This window comes from Nocardioides hwasunensis (assembly GCF_014779665.1).
Lineage (GTDB): Bacteria > Actinomycetota > Actinomycetes > Propionibacteriales > Nocardioidaceae > Nocardioides > Nocardioides hwasunensis.
The window spans coordinates 265,939-281,142 of record NZ_JACXYY010000003.1; the positions used below are offsets into that span (position 1 = coordinate 265,939).

Below are 15,204 nucleotides of genomic sequence, written 5' to 3' on the forward strand. Positions count from 1 at the left end.
GACCCTAACCGACAAGTGACCCGGCGGTAGGGTTCTCGCCGATGACAGATCACGACGACATCAGCGGGCGTCACATCGCCTTCTTCAGCTGGCGTGACACCCGCAATCCCGAGGGCGGTGGAGCCGAGCGCTACCTCGAGAAGATGGCCGCCGGACTCGTCGAGCGCGGCGCTCGCGTCACCATCTTCTGCGCCGCGCACGCGGCCGCGCCACCGGAGGAGACCGTCGACGGGATCCGCTTCGTCCGGCGTGGGACCAAGCTGACGGTCTATCTCGAAGGTGTCCGCGCGCTCCTGCGACGTCAGCTGGGCACGGTCGACGTCGTCGTCGACGTCCAGAACGGTCTGCCCTTCTTCACCCGCGCGGCCACCCGGAAGCCTGTCGTCGTCCTGGTCCACCACGTCCACCGGGAGCAGTGGCCGGTCGTCTACCCCGGCGCGAGCGGTCACGTGGGGTGGTGGATCGAGCGACGGCTGGCGCCGCGGCTCTACCGGAGGTGCCAGTACGTCGCGGTCTCCCGCGCCACTCGCCGCGAGCTGGTGGGACTCGGGGTCGGTCGTGATCGCGTGGCCGTGGTCCACAACGGCACCGATCCGATCGTGCCCGTGGGCGTCGGCAAGACCGCGCACCCGTCGTTCGCCGTCGTGGGGCGCCTGGTGCCCCACAAGCAGGTCGAGCACGCCATCGACGCCGCGATCACCCTGCGCGACCGACACCCGGGACTACGGCTGCATGTCGTCGGGAGCGGATGGTGGGACGCTCAGCTGCGCGAGTACGCAGAACGGGCCGGGGCGAGGGACACGGTGGTCTTCGAGGGGCACGTCGACGAGCGGCGCAAGCACGAGGTCTACGAGTCCGCCTGGCTCCTCGCGCTGCCCTCGTTGAAGGAAGGGTGGGGCCTGGTCATCGGCGAGGCCGGCATGCACCGCACACCGACGGTGGCCTACGCGTCAGCCGGCGGTACGCAGGAGTCGGTGTCCGACGGACGATCGGGACGGCTCGTGGAGGACCAGGCCGAGTTCGTCGACGCACTCGACCGCCTGCTCAGCGACCACGACGAGCGGGCGCGCCTGGGCGAGGGTGCTCAGGTGATGAGCCATCAGTTCACGTGGCAGCACGCGCAGGAGTCGTTCGCGCACGTGGTGGCGAGCGCGCTGCGCGAGGAGCTGGTGGACAGCCAGGACCCGGACGAGGGGTGACCAGCCGCTGGGTCAGTGACCTGACCCAGCCATGTCACTCGCTGACGGTGCCGTAGTCGAGCGTGGGGGCTTCGACGTTGCCAGGCGACTTGTCGGGGGCCGCCGTCTGGGTCGAGACGACTCCCATGAGCGTGGTGACACCGAGCACAGCGCCCGCGATGATGCTGACGACTGGCGCAACGATCGAACCCATGATGCTCAGACCCCTTCTCGGCGTGGACGAGCACACCCTAGCACCGGGACGACTCGCCAGTAACTTTTCAGGGGAGGGCTCCGGGCGCGTCGTCCGACGCCTGGCCGTCCCGCCTGCGGCGCGGGCTCCGGCGTGCCTGGACCAGGTGACCCAGCGGTCCGAGGACGACCGCCGACCACATCAGCCATGCCACGGCCATCGCTGCGGCGCGCGCGCGTGGCAGCGGACGCACGGACGCCGCGCCCAGCACGATCACAGCGAGGTCGCCGTCGTGCACCGTCGTGCCGTCCAGCGCCGGCACCGGGTACCCCTCGATCTCCTCGGTGACCACGACCGACACCCCCGCCTCGCGGAGGGCGAGCGATCGCTCGTCCGGCGTGGGCAGCGCCAGGGCGGCCGCGACGAGGACCGAGCGCGGGTCCTCCCCCGCCACCGTGCGACCCGACACCACCAGCTCGTCGTTGACCACCGTCGTCCGGTCGAGATAGCGCGGCAGCGGATCGAGCACCCGCCGGTAGCCGTTCCACGCGGGGGCCCGGTAGGACACGTACGGCAGCGAGAGCGCGTCCCCCGACGGGGCGTGCGCGACGGCCGCCCGGACGTCGGCGTACGAGGTCGGGTAGCGCACCGCGTCGAGCCGACCGTCCGCTCCCCCGGCGGCATCGGGCATCAGCGAGATCGGGACCAGCGCCAGCACGGCCGCGACGACGGCCCGGGCTCCGACCTCGGGCACCCGGTCGAGGAGCTCGTCGACCGACGCGGCCACCAGGACGACCACGAGTGGGACGGTCAGCGCGAGCATGCGTGAGCCGTCCCGGACCAGGCCCCCGGCCGGCACGTGCGCTCCCCACCAGCCCAACGCCTGCGGGGCCGCCCAGCTGATCGCCGCCAGCCCCCACCCAACGCACCACCACAGGGCCATCGCGCGCAGCTGCGGGACCGGGCGGGTCCGGCGCCGCCGGGCGACGAGGACGGCACCGATGAGCGCGGCGGCCACCAGGAGGGCCGTCGTCGCGACGCCCGCGATCCCCAGTCGCGACGCCGGGACCACGTCGGCGTTCCACACCCCCCCGAAGGACAGCGCGGCCAGGGGCCCGGGCAGCAGCCCCTCGTCGCCGGTCCTGAAGACCATCGCCCCGACCGGGTCGGTCGTGCGGCTCGCCGGGCTGGTGAGCCCGGCCAGGATCCACGGCGCGTTGGCGCCAGCGACGTACGCCAGCAGGAGCAGCGTCCGCCGGAGTCCTGACCGGCCGGCCGCGGTGAGGGCCACGAGCGCGGTCATCAGGCCGGCACTGGCGCTGAGGCTGCCCAGCACGAGCAGGAGCGGCACCCGGGCTCCCCACCGCCCGCTGTCACCACCGCGGAGGACGACGGCCAGCCACGGGAGGACGGCGTAGGCGATGAGGAGCGGCCAGTGCCCGAGCAGGAGACGATCGACGACGAACGGGTTCCACACCCCGAGGGACACCGCCACCAGCCGCGCGGGCAGACCCCGGTCGCGCACGAGCGCACCGAATCCCGCGCCGGCGGCGGTCAGCGAGCCGAGCAGGACGATCTTCTGCAGCAGCGCGCCCGGCACCAGCTCGTCGAGGGCAGCGACCACCGCGTCCGACGGGATGGCACGCGGGAGCGCGGACCCGAGACCCAGCACGTCACGCCCCAGGGCGAGGTCGGGCACCCAGACCATGTCGTAGGAGAGGACGTATCCCGGCGCGAGCGCCGGGCCCAGCAGGACCGCGGCCAGCACCAACGCCCACACGGTCGGCGTCGCGCGAATCACCGCGACGCCGACCCGACTCCCCACGGCTCGACACCCTAAGGTGTCCCGCATGCCTGATCGAGCGCCCGAGGGATCGCCGGGTGCCACCACCCTCGGTGGCAAGGCCCGGACCTTCCTCAGCGGAGGTGGCCAGATCGCGGTCGCGATGATGGTGATGAACTTCGCGACCTACGGGTTCACGATGTCGGCGGCCCGCGTGATCGGGCCCGCCTCGTACGGCGCCTTCTTCGCCCTGATGAACCTCGTGATGATCGTCAGCGTCGTCCAGCTCGGCCTGCAGGCGACGGCGGCTCGCAGGATCAGCGCCGACCCCGCGCACGTGGGACAGATCGAGCGCGGCATCCTGCGCGTCTCGATCCGAGCCTCGCTCCTGCTGAGCGGCCTGCTGCTCGTCGCCGCCCCCCTGGTCGACCGCCTGCTCGACCTCGACAGCCTGTCGACAGCCGCGCTGGCCGCCGTCGTGGCGTTCCCGATGACCATGATGGGCGCCCAGGCCGGCATCCTGCAGGGTGAGCGCAGGTGGCGGGAGCTCGGCATCCTCTACGTCCTGGCCGGTGTGCCGCGCCTGGTGGTCGGACTCGCCCTGATCCTCTGGCAGCCCACCGAGTTCATGGCGTTCCTCGGCGTCACCATCGGGTTCTTCGCGCCCTATCTCTACGGCACGCTGGTCCTGCGCAACGAGCGCGCGACCGGCGAGACGCACGAGCGACACGGTTTCCTGCCGATCATCAAGGAAGCGCTCATCAACTCCCAGGCGCTGTTCGCCTACTTCGCGCTCACCAACACCGACATGCTCGTGGGCCGCACCGTGCTCGACTCGCACGACTCCGGCCTCTACGCCGCGGGCCTCATCGTGGCGCGCGCGGTGATGTTCCTGCCGCAGTTCGTCGTCGTCGTCGCGTTCCCGTCGATGGCCACCGAGCACGGGCGCGGCAAGGCGCTGGCCCAGAGCGTCGGGGCCGTCACCGCACTGGGCGTCGTCTGCACGGCGGCGACAGCCGCTCTGCCGCAGCTGGCGCTGATCTTCGCCGGTGGTGGCGAGTACGACGAGGTCGCCGACCTGCTCTGGCTCTTCGCGCTGCTCGGTACGACGATGGCGGTCCTGCAGCTGCTGGTCTACTCGGTCCTGGCTCGTCAGGGCACCCTGTCGATCGCGCTCGTGTGGGTCGCGCTGGTCGTCATGGTGGGCATCGCCTCCTCGATGGTCTCCACCGTCGCCGGCCTGCTGACCGTCGTGCTGACCGTCGAGGTGGTCCTCTTGGCGGTGCTCCTCGCCATCAGCGTCGTGATGCTGCGGCGCGCGCCGTCGGCCCGTGCAGCGGTCGAGGCGCAGCCGCCCTCGGGGCCGCCTGCTCAGTGAGCGGCGTCGTGCCAGCTCCGCCCGGTGCCGATGGACACGTCGAGCGGCACGGTCAGGTCGGCGGCGCCGCCCATCTCGGTGCGGACCAGCTCCGCGAGCGCGTCACCCTCACCGGGTGCGACCTCGAAGACGAGCTCGTCGTGGACCTGCAGCAGCATGCGTGAGCGCAGGCCCTGCTCGGCGAGGGCCCGCTCGACGCCGAGCATCGCGACCTTGACCAGGTCTGCGGCCGAGCCCTGGATGGGGGCGTTGAGCGCCATCCGCTCGGCCGTCTCGCGGCGCTGCCGGTTGTCGCTGGTGAGGTCGGGCAGGTAGCGGCGGCGGCCGAGGATGGTCTCGGTGAAGCTCGAGCGGCGAGCCTCCTCGACGATGCCGCCGAGGTAGTCGCGCACCCCGCCGAAGGTCTCGAAGTACTCCTGCATCAGGCCGGCCGCCTCGCTCGTGCTGATGCGCAGCTGCTGGGACAGCCCGAAGGCGGACAGGCCGTAGGCGAGGCCGTAGTTCATCGCCTTGATCTTGGCGCGCTGCTCGATGCTCACGTCGGCGGCGTCCACGCCGAACACCCGCGCGGCCGTGATCGAGTGGAAGTCCTGGCCGGAGCGGAACGCCTCGATCAGCAGGGCGTCCTCGGAGAGGTGGGCCATGATGCGCATCTCGACCTGGCTGTAGTCGGCGGTCATCAGCGACTCGTTGCCCTCGCCCACGACGAAGCCCTCGCGGATCCGGCGACCCGCCTCGGTGCGGATCGGGATGTTCTGCAGGTTGGGGTCGGTGCTGGAGAGCCGACCGGTGGCGGCGATGATCTGGTTGTAGGTGGTGTGGATGCGGCCGTCGGAGGCGACCGTCTTCAGCAGTCCCTCGACCGTCTGGCGGAGCCGGATCACGTCGCGGTGACGCAGCAGGTGCTGCAGGAACGGGTGCTCGGTCTTCTCGAAGAGCTGCTGCAGCGCGTCGGCGTCGGTGGTGTAGCCGGTCTTGGTGCGCTTGGTCTTCGGCATGTCGAGCTCGTCGAAGAGCACGACCTGGAGCTGCTTGGGCGAGCCGAGGTTGATCTCCTTGCCGATGACGTCGTAGGCGTCGTCGGCGGCGGCGCGCACCTGGTCACCGAACTCGGACTCGAGGCCCTCGAGGTAGTCGGTGTCGACCGCGATCCCGACCTGCTCCATCCGCACGAGGGTGCCGATCAGCGGGAGCTCCACGTCGCGGAGCAGCCCCGTGCCGCCGTGCTCCTCGACCGCGCCGTCGAGGGCGGCAGCCAGGTCGAGGACCGCGTGGGCGGTGAGCATCGCGGTGTCGCTGGCCGAGGTGTCGTCGAGCGCGTCCAGGGTCAGCTGGTCGGCGTCGGCGGTGTCCTGGCGCAGCTCACGCTTGAGATAGCGCAGCGTGAGGTCGGCGAGGTCGTACGAGCGCTGGTCGGGCTGGACGAGGTAGGCCGCCAGCGCGGTGTCGACCTCGAGGCCGGCCAGCTCCCAGCCGCGCGCGGCCAGAGCCAGGCTCGGGCCGTTGGCGTCGTGGATCACCTTGGGCCGGCTCGCGTCCGCGAGCCAGGCGGCCACCGCCGCGTCGTCGTCGGGCTCGATGTCGGCGACGTCGATCCACGCTGCCGGGCCGTCGCCAGTCGCGATCGCGATCGACTGGACCTCTCCCGTGCCAGCGCGCCAGGTGCCCTGGACGGCGACGCCGACCCGGACACCAGCGGGAGCGTGCTCCTGCAGCCACGCCGCCGCCTCGCCTGCGGCCAGGCGACGCCCGTCGAGGTCGAAGCCCGACTCCGCCTCGAGCACCTCGACCGGGTCGGGGTCGATCGTGTCGAGCAGACGGGTGCGCAGCTCACCGCGGAACTCGAGCTCGTCGAGCAGCTCGAGGCCGAGGGTCCGGTCCCAGGGCTGGCGACCGAGATCGGCAGGCGCCAGGGGGAGGCTGAGGTCGCGGACCAGGGCGTTGAGCTGGCGGTTGCGGATCACGTCACCGAGGTGCGCGCGCAGCGCCTCACCCTTCTTGCCGGTGATCTCGTCGGCGCGGGCGATGACGTTGTCGAGCCCGTCGAACTGGTTGATCCACCTCGCGGCGAACCCCGGCCCCACGCCGGGCACGCCCGGGAGGTTGTCGGACGTCTCGCCCACGATCGCCGCGAGCTCGGGATAGCGGTGCGGCGGCACGCCGTACTTCTCCTCGACGGCAGCCGGGGTGAGGCGGGCGAGGTTGCTGACGCCCTGCATCGGGTAGAGCACGGTGGAGCTGTCGGTGACCAGCTGGATCGAGTCGCGGTCACCGGTGAGGATCAGCACCTCCATCCCGTCGGCCAGTGCATCGGTGACCAGGGTGGCGATGATGTCGTCTGCCTCGTAGCCCTCGAGATCGAGGTGCTTGATCGCGAGCGCGTCGAGGACGCGCCTGATCAGCGGCAGCTGGCTGCTGAACTCGTCGGGGGTCTTGTTGCGCTTGGCCTTGTAGTCGGAGTACTGCTCGAGGCGGAAGGTCTGGCGTGACCGGTCGAAGGCGACGGCGACGTGGGTCGGCACCTCGTCGCGCAGGACGTTGACCAGCATCGAGGTGAAGCCGTAGACCGCGTTGGTGTGCTGTCCCGTCGCGGTCGCGAAGTTCTCCACCGGCAGGGCGAAGAACGCGCGATAGGCCAGCGAGTGACCGTCCAGCAGCAGGAGGCGCGGGCGGGTGGGCTGGCTCGTCTCAGGCACCCGCCGACTCTATCCGTCGCCGCCGACAGCAGAATGACGGCATGAGCGAGACACCCACCTCCCTCGCCGGCCTCAGCGTCGACGAGCTGATCGCGTTCCTGCCCGACGGCAATGGTCGCCTCAACGACAAGATGGGCGTCGAGCTCGTCGAGGTCTCCGCCGAGCGGGTCGTCGCCACGATGCCCGTGGAGGGCAACACCCAACCGTTCGGCCTGCTCCACGGCGGCGCGTCGGTCGTCCTGGCCGAGACCCTCGGCTCGATCGGGTCGGCCATCCACGCATGGCCGGAGCGGATCGCGGTCGGCGTCGACATCAACGCGACCCACCACCGCTCCGCCACCTCGGGTCTCGTCACCGGGGTGGCGACGGCGATCCACCTCGGTCGCACCTCGACGTCGTACGACGTGGTGATCACCGACGAGCGCGGCAAGCGGGTGTGCACCTCCCGCATCACCTGTGCGCTCGTGCCCAACCCTCAGGGCTGAGTTCCGCGCCCCGGCAGGGCGCGCTCAGCCGGGAACGCGCTCGCGCCGAATGCGGCGCGCGGCCAGCACCCGGTCGATGCGCTGGCGGCTCGTGGCCGCAGGTGTCCCCTGGCGCGACTGCGGGAGCCGCGCACGGACAGCGCTCGTCGTCGCCGCGCGCAGCATCGCCTGCGGGGTGAACGAGAGCCGCGCCATGAAGCGGTTGGCGTCGCGAGCCTCCGCGGCCGCCGCGGTCTGCACGTGGCCGATGCCGTGCTTCTCCGCGAAACGGCAGGCCGCCTCCATCAGCGCGCAACCCACGCCCTTGCGGCGGAACTGCGGGAACACGTGGGGAGACACCGCCAGCACCGCCGACTCCAGGTTGAGCGGGGTCAGCGTCGTCGCCTCGAGGTAGACCGCTCCCGCGATCTGTCCGTCGATCTCCGCCACCGCCACGCACGTGTCGTCGCGTGCCGCCGCCGACGCGACCACCTGGGCCACGTCGGCGAGCTGCTCGTCGAGGCCGCCCTTGCGGAGGATGTCGCTCCACAGCTCACGCAGCGTCGCGACGTCCGACGGCTCTGCCGCGCGTACGGTCACTGGCGTCCGACTCATCGACCCACCTCTTGCTCGAGCACCCACAGTGGCCCCCTGCCGACTCGATGCGGCACCACACCCGGGCGACCCTATCGCCCGTTGACTCGGTCAGGCTACGCCGAGGTAGGCCTCTCGCACCGACGGATCGTCGAGAAGGTCGGCACCCGTGCCGGTCTTGACGATGTTGCCGGTCTCCAGGACGTAGGCCCGGTCGCTGCGCGTGAGCGCCTGCTTGGCGTTCTGCTCGACGACCAGGATGGTGGTGCCCTGCTGCGAGATCTCGGTGATGATGTCGAAGATCTGCTGGATCAGCATGGGCGCCAGGCCCATCGACGGCTCGTCGAGCATGAGCAGCTTGGGACGCGACATGAGCGCTCGGCCGATGGCCAGCATCTGCTGCTCACCGCCGGACATCGTGCCGGCCACCTGCTTCTTGCGCTCGAGCAGCCGCGGGAAGAGGCCGAAGACGCGGTCGTAGTCCTCCTCGATGGCCGCCTTGTCCTTGCGGGTGTAGGCGCCCATGTTGAGGTTCTCGGTGACCGTCATGCCCGGGAAGATCCCACGGCCCTCGGGGCACAGCACGAGCCCCTTGCGCAGCCGCTGGTCGGCCCGCAGCTTGGTCACGTCCTCGCCGTCGAAGATCACCGACCCGGCCGCCAGGCCGCGCACGCCCGACAGGGCGCGCATGGTCGAGGTCTTGCCGGCGCCGTTGGCGCCGATCAGCGAGACGACCTCACCCGCCTCGACCTCCACGGTGATGCCGTGCAGGGCCTGGATCTTGCCGTAGTTGAGCACGGCGTCCTTCATCTCAAGCAGCATCGTCGGGCTCTCCCAGGTAGGCGGCGATGACCTTCGGGTTGCGGGCGACCTCGTCGGGCGTGCCCTCGGCGATCTTCTGGCCGAACTCCAGCACGACGATCCGGTCCGTGACGCCGAGGACCAGCTTCATGTCGTGCTCGATGACCAGCACCGTGTGCCCCAGGTCGCGGATCCGGCGGATGAGGCCCATGAGGTCCTCCTTCTCCGCCGGGTTGAAGCCGGCTGCCGGCTCGTCGAGACAGATCAGCTCCGGCTCGGTGGCCAGGGCTCGGGCGATCTCCAGTCGGCGCTGGTAGCCGTAGGGCAGGTTGCGAGCGAGCTCGTGGGCCCGGTCCGCGATGCCCACGAAGCGCAGCAGCTCCATCGAGCGACGACGCCCCGCCCGCTCCTCCAGGGTGTGGCGGCTGATGCCGAACACCTTGGCGAACGCCCGGCGGATGCCGTTGTCGGGCAGCTCCTCCTCCTTCGGGCGCTGGCGGTAGATCCGGAACAGCGCACCAGGGACGCTCGTCTTGTGGCGGGCGTCGCAGCCCACCATGACGTTCTCCATCGCCGACATCTCCGGGAAGAGCCGGATGTTCTGGAACGTGCGCGCGATGCCGAGCTGATTGATCTTGTGCGGCTTGGTGCCCGCGATCTCGGTGCCCTTGAACCGGATCTTGCCCTCGGTCGGGGTGTAGACGCCGGTCATCGCGTTGAAGCAGGTCGTCTTGCCCGCACCGTTGGGTCCGATCAGGCCGAGGATCTCCCCTCGTCGGATCTGGAAGTTCACGTCGTTGAGAGCCACGACACCACCGAAGCGGAGGGTGACGTGGTCGACCTCGAGCAGGACGCTGCCGTCGGGACCCGTGGTCTCGATCGCGATCTCGTCGTGGTCGGAGGTGTCCTTCAAGACGACCTCCTCCTGCTCGACGGTGCTGCCGTGCGTCGGCTCAGACATCTGCAGCCGCCTCCTCTGCCTCGTGTCGTCGATCCTCGAACTCCCTGGCCCTGCGCCTGCTCGGCACCAGACCCTGCGGACGCAGGATCATCACCGCGACCAGCGCCACGCCGAAGGCGAAGGGTCGCCACTCGACGAACTCGCGGAAGCGCTCCGGCAGGTAGGTGAGCAGGAAGGCACCGAGGAGGACGCCGGCGATGTTGCCGGACCCACCGATGACCACCATGGCCACGAAGAGGAACGACAGCTGGACCATGAACGCGTTGGGCTCGACGTACTGCTGCTTGGAGCCGAACAGCAGGCCGGCGAAGCCACCGAGGGTGGCACCGATGGCGAAGGCCCACAGCTTGAACTTGAAGCCCGCGACGCCCATGACCGCGGCGGCGTCCTCGTCCTCGCGGATCGCGAGCCACGCACGGCCGACCCGGCTGTGCTCGAGGCGTCGCGCGAGCCAGATGATGAGGATGAGGATGGTCAGCGCCAGCCAGTACCAGCGCTCGGCGTCGATCGTGTTGAAGAACTGGCGACCGTCGATCTCCGGGCCGGGGGGCGTCGGGACCTGGGTGATGCCGGCGGCACCGTTGGTGACGCCGTCGAGGTTGCGGGCCGTGATGCGGATGATCTCGCCGAAGCCCAGGGTCACGATGGCGAGGTAGTCGCCTCGCAGCCGCAGGGTCGGAGCACCCAGGATCACGCCCGCCACCAGCGACATCACGATGGCGATCGGGATGCACGCGGCGAACGGGACCGCCCACTCCTCGGAGAGGCCGAACTTGACCTGGAGCGCCTCCACGACCGGTGACGACTTGGAGCCGAACAGCGCGATCGAGTAGGCCCCGAGCGCGTAGAAGCCGACGTAGCCGAGGTCGAGGAGACCGGCCAGGCCGATCACGACGTTGAGGCCGACCGCCACGATCATGTAGACGACGACGAGGAACAGCACGCTCGCCCAGTCCGAGCCGCTCGGCGTGAGGTCGGTGCGGATGTAGGCGAACGGCAGGATGTTGAGGTAGGGCAGGTAGTACGCGAAGGCGACCACCAGCAGCAGCCCGAACCAGCGGACGGGCTTGGGAGCAGCGTCCCAGCGGTCGCCGATCCTGAGGCCGCGGTAGGCGGCGGTGAGCTGACTCATGCGCGGGCCTTTCCGAGGGACTCACCGAGCAGGCCGGTGGGGCGGAACATCAGGACGACGACGAGGACCACGAACGCGTAGACGTTGGTCCAGCTGGAGTCCCACACGGCGGAGGCGTACACCTCGACGAGGCCGAGGAACAGGCCGCCGACGAGAGCGCCGCGCAGGTTGCCGATGCCGCCGAGGACGGCCGCGGTGAAGGCCTTCAGTCCGATGATGAACCCGATGTCGAACTTCGTGATGTCGTACTGGACGGTGTAGAGGAGCGCGGCGACACCAGCCATGGCGCCACCGAGCACGAACACCAGCATGATGACGCGCTCCTGGTTGACACCCATCAGGGAGGCGGTGTCGGGGTCCTGCGCCACGGCTCGCACGCCGCGACCGAGGCGGCTCTTGTTCACGAACGCGTCCAGCGCGAGCATCATCACGATCGCACCGACGATGATCAGGATGCGGGTGTTGCTGACCGCGAGGTCGATGCCGGGGATGGTGAAGACCGTCTTGGTCTCCAGCACCGACGGGATGTTGACGGTCACGCGGCCGAAGGGGCGTCCGAAGAAGACCCGCAGCACCTGGCCGAAGATCTCGACGAGCACCATGGAGCAGCCGATGCCGGTGATGAGGAAGATGAGGGGCGGGGCGCCCTTCTTGCGGAGCGGACGATAGGCGATCCGCTCGACGGCGAGCGCGGTGCCTGCCGAGGCCAGCATCGCTGCCAGCAGTGCCAGCACCGTGGCCGCGATGACCATGCCGAGGCCGTCCCCGGCGGTGGCACCGATCACGGTGTACGTGCCCAGCACCGCCCAGGTGCCGACCATGAACACCTCGGAGTGTGCGAAGTTGATCAGCTTCATCACGCCGTACACCATGGTGTAGCCGAGCGCGACGAGCGCGTAGATGGATCCGCGGGTGATGCCGTCAAGGGTGTGACGGTCCAACCCGCTGATCAGGTTGTTGAAGTCCACTCAGGCCCCTCCAGGGCTCAGGCCCGACCCGGGCCATGGAGCGGGGGCGGCCGGTTTTCGGCCGCCCCCGCGGGTGGTTGTACGTGGTGGTGCTCAGCTGCCGGGCTTGACCTCGACCTCAGGGGTGAGCGTGCCGCCCTCGTTCTTGTAGGCCCAGTAGGAGACCTGGTCGGCGGGAACGTCGCCGTTCTCGTCGAACGCGATGTCCTTGCTCAGGCCCTCACCGGTGTAGCTGTTGACGAACTCGAGCATGTCGGCGCGGTTGCGGGCACCGTCCTCGAGACCCTTGAGGAAGACCGTCATCGCGTCGTAGCCCTCGGCGGCGTAGGCGCCCGGCTTGCCGCCGAACTCCTCCTCGAAGTCGTCGGCGAAGGTGCTGTCGTCCTCGATCGGGGCGCAGGGGCACATCACGACCGCGCCCTCGCCGGCAGCGCCGACGGCGTTGCCGAAGTCGGCACCGTAGAGGCCGTCACCACCGATGAAGGGGGCTTCGATGCCGGCGTCGCGGATCTGCTTGAGCAGCGGCGCGGCCTCGGCGATGTAGCCGCCGTACATGATCGCGTCGGGCTTGGCCGACTCGATCTTGGAGATGGTCGGGGCGAAGTCGGTCTGGCCGACCTCGGTCTTGTCGCGCTGGACCATCTTGTCGCCGAGGGTCTCCGCGACGCGGTCGGCCAGCGGCTCGCCGTAGGCCTCGGCGTTGTCGATGACGAAGACCTTGGAGGCGCCGGCCTCGTCGGTGAGGTACTTCGCGATCGCGACGCCCTGGTAGTCGTCGTAGGGGACGAGGCGGTGGAAGACCTCGACCGGCTCGTCCTGCGTGAGGTCGGTCGCGGTGGCCGACTGGCTCACCATCGGGATCCCGCCATCCTGGTAGATGGTCTTGGTCGCGCGGGTCTCGCCGGAGAACGCGCCACCGATGACGCCGATGAACGACTCGTCGCCCGCGATCTGCGTCGCGACGGGCGTGGCCTTGGCCGGGTCGCCCTCGGTGTCGAAGCGCTCGAGCGACACCGTGCAGTCACCGCCGTCCCACTGGTCGAGCGCGAGCTGCGCGCCGTCGACCGACGGGATCACGATGCTGGCGTTGGCGCCGGAGAGCGCACCCATCGCCGCGATCTTGAAGTTGCAGTCGCCGTCGTCGGCGCTGCTGCTTCCGCCGCCGGTGTCGGTCGTGCCGCAGGCCGACAGCGCAAGGCCGGCGACGGCCGTGAACGCGACAGCCTGCCACGTCTTGGTCGAGCGGATCATGGATCCTCCGTTAGTCCTATGGGCTGTCCACCTCGGCAGCCTCGTGGCGGGAACCTAACACCATGAATGTGGCCCGGGACACGATTGCGCGGCACGAGTTGTCCGCCGTTGCCGTTTCGTGACCAAACGGCCGAATCCGGAAATGATCCTGAAACGTGCAGCGCCCTCAGGACGGGTCGTCGGATCTGTCAACGGGGGTGACAACGGGGTTCACGTCGGAGGTGTCGGCAGCGCCGCCGAGACCCGCCACGCCGTGCTCCACGACGCCGTCCGCGACCTGCTTCATCGACAGTCGCAGGTCCATCGCGGTCTTCTGGATCCAGCGGAACGCCTCCGGCTCGCTGAGCCCGAGCTGCGCCTGCAGCACACCCTTGGCCCGGTCGACCGACTTCCGCGTCGCCAGCGACTCCTGGAGGTCGGAGACCTCCTGCTCCAGGACGGTGATCTCGCCGTAGCGGCTGACCGCCATCTCGATCGCAGGCACCAGGTCACCGCGCTGGAACGGCTTGACGAGGTAGGCCATCGCGCCGGCGTCCCGCGCCCGCGCCACCAGGTCGCGCTGGGAGAAGGCGGTGAGGATCACCACCGGCGCGATCCGCTCCGCGGCGATCACCTCGGCGGCCGCGATGCCGTCCAGGACGGGCATCTTCACGTCGAGGATCACCAGGTCGGGTCCGAGCTCACGGGCCAGCTCGATCGCCTTCTGCCCGTCGGCGGCCTGGCCGACCACCTCGTAGCCCTCCTCGCCGAGCATCTCGGCGAGGTCCATGCGGATCAGGGCCTCGTCCTCGGCGATCACCACCCGGCGTACGACGTCGGCGGGCGCGGTGCTGTCGGCAGGCTGCGTCACGGCGACAAGGCTAGTTCCGCTAGCGTGTGCCCACCTAGCCGGGTTGGCGGAATGGCAGACGCGGTGGTCTCAAACACCACTGCCCGCAAGGGCGTGTGGGTTCGACTCCCACACCCGGCACTCTGTGGTCGTCGACGCGCGGTGTCGGTGGCTGCGGGCACGCTCGTGTTCGTGCCCCGCGTCCGCCCCCAGTCCGTCGTCGACTCGGCGCTGGCCTGCTCGGACCGAGGCATGGCAGATGCCGAGAACGCGGCGCTCCACGGGGTCGCGATCAAGACGATCAGACGCTGGCGACGGCTCTACCAGCGCCGTGGGCTACCTCGGGGCCAGGGACACCTCGCGCCTCCGTGCCCTCGGTGCGACGGCGCGGACCTCGCAGAATCGTCGTACGCCGAGCTGCTCGGGTGGTACCTCGGCGACGGACACCTGTCCCTCGGTCGACGCCAGGTCTTCAGCCTCCACATCACCAACGACGCACGCTACGTCGACCTCAACGCGCACCTGCTCGACTTGATGGCGGCTGTGAAGCCTGGCGGGAAGCCACACACACGCCTGGTGCCGGGAGCAGTGATCACCACCGTCTCGTGGAAGCACTGGCCGTGCCTGTTCCCGCAGCACGGCTCCGGCCGCAAGCACGAGCGCGCCATCGCGCTCGTGGCCTGGCAGGAGGAGATCGTGCGATCGTTCCCCTCTGACTTCCTCCGAGGACTCTTCCACTCCGACGGCTGCCGGGTGGCGAACTGGGCCACCCGCGAGGTCGCCGGGGAGACCCGTCGCTACGACTACCCGCGCTGGCAGTTCGTCAACACCAGCGAGGACATCCTCGGCATGTGCACGTGGGCGCTCGATCTCGTCCACGTGCCATGGCGCCGTTCGGGATCGCGGGTGGTGTCCGTCTCGCGCCGGGAGGCCGTCGCGGCCCTGGACGCGATGATCGGCCCGAAGAGCTGACGCG

Annotated in this window: 14 protein-coding genes and 1 tRNA gene; 5 read left to right on the forward strand and 10 right to left on the reverse strand. The window is 70.1% G+C overall.

Going from position 1 to position 15,204, the window contains the following annotated elements; genetic code table 11:
* Window positions 1-41: 41 nt before the first annotated feature.
* Window positions 42-1,199, forward strand: coding sequence for a glycosyltransferase family 4 protein (locus tag IEZ25_RS08325; RefSeq protein ID WP_191198945.1), 1,158 nt, complete (start codon window positions 42-44; stop codon window positions 1,197-1,199).
* Window positions 1,200-1,233: 34 nt separating this feature from the next.
* Here IEZ25_RS08325 and IEZ25_RS08330 read toward each other — a convergent pair whose 3' ends face one another.
* On the reverse strand, window positions 1,234-1,392 hold the full coding sequence (locus tag IEZ25_RS08330; RefSeq protein WP_191198946.1) for a DUF2613 family protein: 159 nt from the start codon (window positions 1,390-1,392) through the stop codon (window positions 1,234-1,236).
* A gap of 67 nt (window positions 1,393-1,459) precedes the next feature.
* Complete coding sequence (locus IEZ25_RS08335) at window positions 1,460-3,196, reverse strand: hypothetical protein (RefSeq protein WP_191198947.1); 1,737 nt, start codon at window positions 3,194-3,196, stop codon at window positions 1,460-1,462.
* Between the two features lie 25 nt (window positions 3,197-3,221).
* Here IEZ25_RS08335 and IEZ25_RS08340 point away from each other — a divergent pair, with 25 nt between their 5' ends.
* Window positions 3,222-4,532, forward strand: coding sequence for a lipopolysaccharide biosynthesis protein (locus tag IEZ25_RS08340; protein ID WP_191198948.1), 1,311 nt, complete (start codon window positions 3,222-3,224; stop codon window positions 4,530-4,532).
* Here IEZ25_RS08340 and polA read toward each other — a convergent pair.
* Complete coding sequence (gene polA / locus IEZ25_RS08345; protein ID WP_191198949.1) at window positions 4,526-7,228, reverse strand: DNA polymerase I; 2,703 nt, start codon at window positions 7,226-7,228, stop codon at window positions 4,526-4,528. The genes IEZ25_RS08340 and polA overlap by 7 nt on opposite strands.
* 41 nt (window positions 7,229-7,269) lie before the next feature.
* Between polA and IEZ25_RS08350 the strand changes: the two genes are divergently transcribed.
* Window positions 7,270-7,713 carry a hotdog fold thioesterase gene (locus IEZ25_RS08350; RefSeq protein ID WP_191198950.1) on the forward strand — a complete coding sequence of 148 codons (444 nt, stop codon included), beginning with the start codon at window positions 7,270-7,272 and terminating at the stop codon, window positions 7,711-7,713.
* Window positions 7,714-7,737: 24 nt separating this feature from the next.
* Here IEZ25_RS08350 and IEZ25_RS08355 read toward each other — a convergent pair whose 3' ends face one another.
* From IEZ25_RS08355 to IEZ25_RS08385, 7 genes are all read right to left on the reverse strand, one after another.
* A complete protein-coding gene (locus IEZ25_RS08355; RefSeq protein WP_191198951.1) occupies window positions 7,738-8,307 on the reverse strand; it encodes a GNAT family N-acetyltransferase in 570 nt (189 codons plus the stop codon).
* Window positions 8,308-8,397: 90 nt separating this feature from the next.
* Complete coding sequence (locus IEZ25_RS08360) at window positions 8,398-9,108, reverse strand: ABC transporter ATP-binding protein (protein WP_191198952.1); 711 nt, start codon at window positions 9,106-9,108, stop codon at window positions 8,398-8,400.
* Window positions 9,098-10,048, reverse strand: coding sequence for an ABC transporter ATP-binding protein (locus IEZ25_RS08365; RefSeq protein WP_191198953.1), 951 nt, complete (start codon window positions 10,046-10,048; stop codon window positions 9,098-9,100). The genes IEZ25_RS08360 and IEZ25_RS08365 overlap by 11 nt, the downstream gene beginning before the upstream one ends.
* Window positions 10,041-11,180, reverse strand: coding sequence for a branched-chain amino acid ABC transporter permease (locus IEZ25_RS08370; protein ID WP_191198954.1), 1,140 nt, complete (start codon window positions 11,178-11,180; stop codon window positions 10,041-10,043). The genes IEZ25_RS08365 and IEZ25_RS08370 overlap by 8 nt, the downstream gene beginning before the upstream one ends.
* Window positions 11,177-12,148: a branched-chain amino acid ABC transporter permease gene (locus tag IEZ25_RS08375; RefSeq protein WP_191198955.1), complete on the reverse strand. Its 972-nt coding sequence runs from the start codon at window positions 12,146-12,148 to the stop codon at window positions 11,177-11,179. The genes IEZ25_RS08370 and IEZ25_RS08375 overlap by 4 nt, the downstream gene beginning before the upstream one ends.
* Before the next feature lie 93 nt (window positions 12,149-12,241).
* Window positions 12,242-13,399 carry a branched-chain amino acid ABC transporter substrate-binding protein gene (locus tag IEZ25_RS08380; protein ID WP_191198956.1) on the reverse strand — a complete coding sequence of 386 codons (1,158 nt, stop codon included), beginning with the start codon at window positions 13,397-13,399 and terminating at the stop codon, window positions 12,242-12,244.
* A gap of 166 nt (window positions 13,400-13,565) precedes the next feature.
* Window positions 13,566-14,168, reverse strand: a complete 603-nt coding sequence (locus IEZ25_RS08385) for an ANTAR domain-containing response regulator (protein WP_191199241.1) — start codon at window positions 14,166-14,168, stop codon at window positions 13,566-13,568.
* A 118-nt stretch (window positions 14,169-14,286) separates the two neighbouring features.
* Between IEZ25_RS08385 and IEZ25_RS08390 the strand changes: the two genes are divergently transcribed.
* Window positions 14,287-14,369: transfer RNA gene (locus IEZ25_RS08390), tRNA-Leu, on the forward strand.
* A gap of 51 nt (window positions 14,370-14,420) precedes the next feature.
* Window positions 14,421-15,200 carry a transcriptional regulator gene (locus tag IEZ25_RS08395; protein WP_191198957.1) on the forward strand — a complete coding sequence of 260 codons (780 nt, stop codon included), beginning with the start codon at window positions 14,421-14,423 and terminating at the stop codon, window positions 15,198-15,200.
* The last annotated feature ends 4 nt before the right edge of the window (window positions 15,201-15,204 follow it).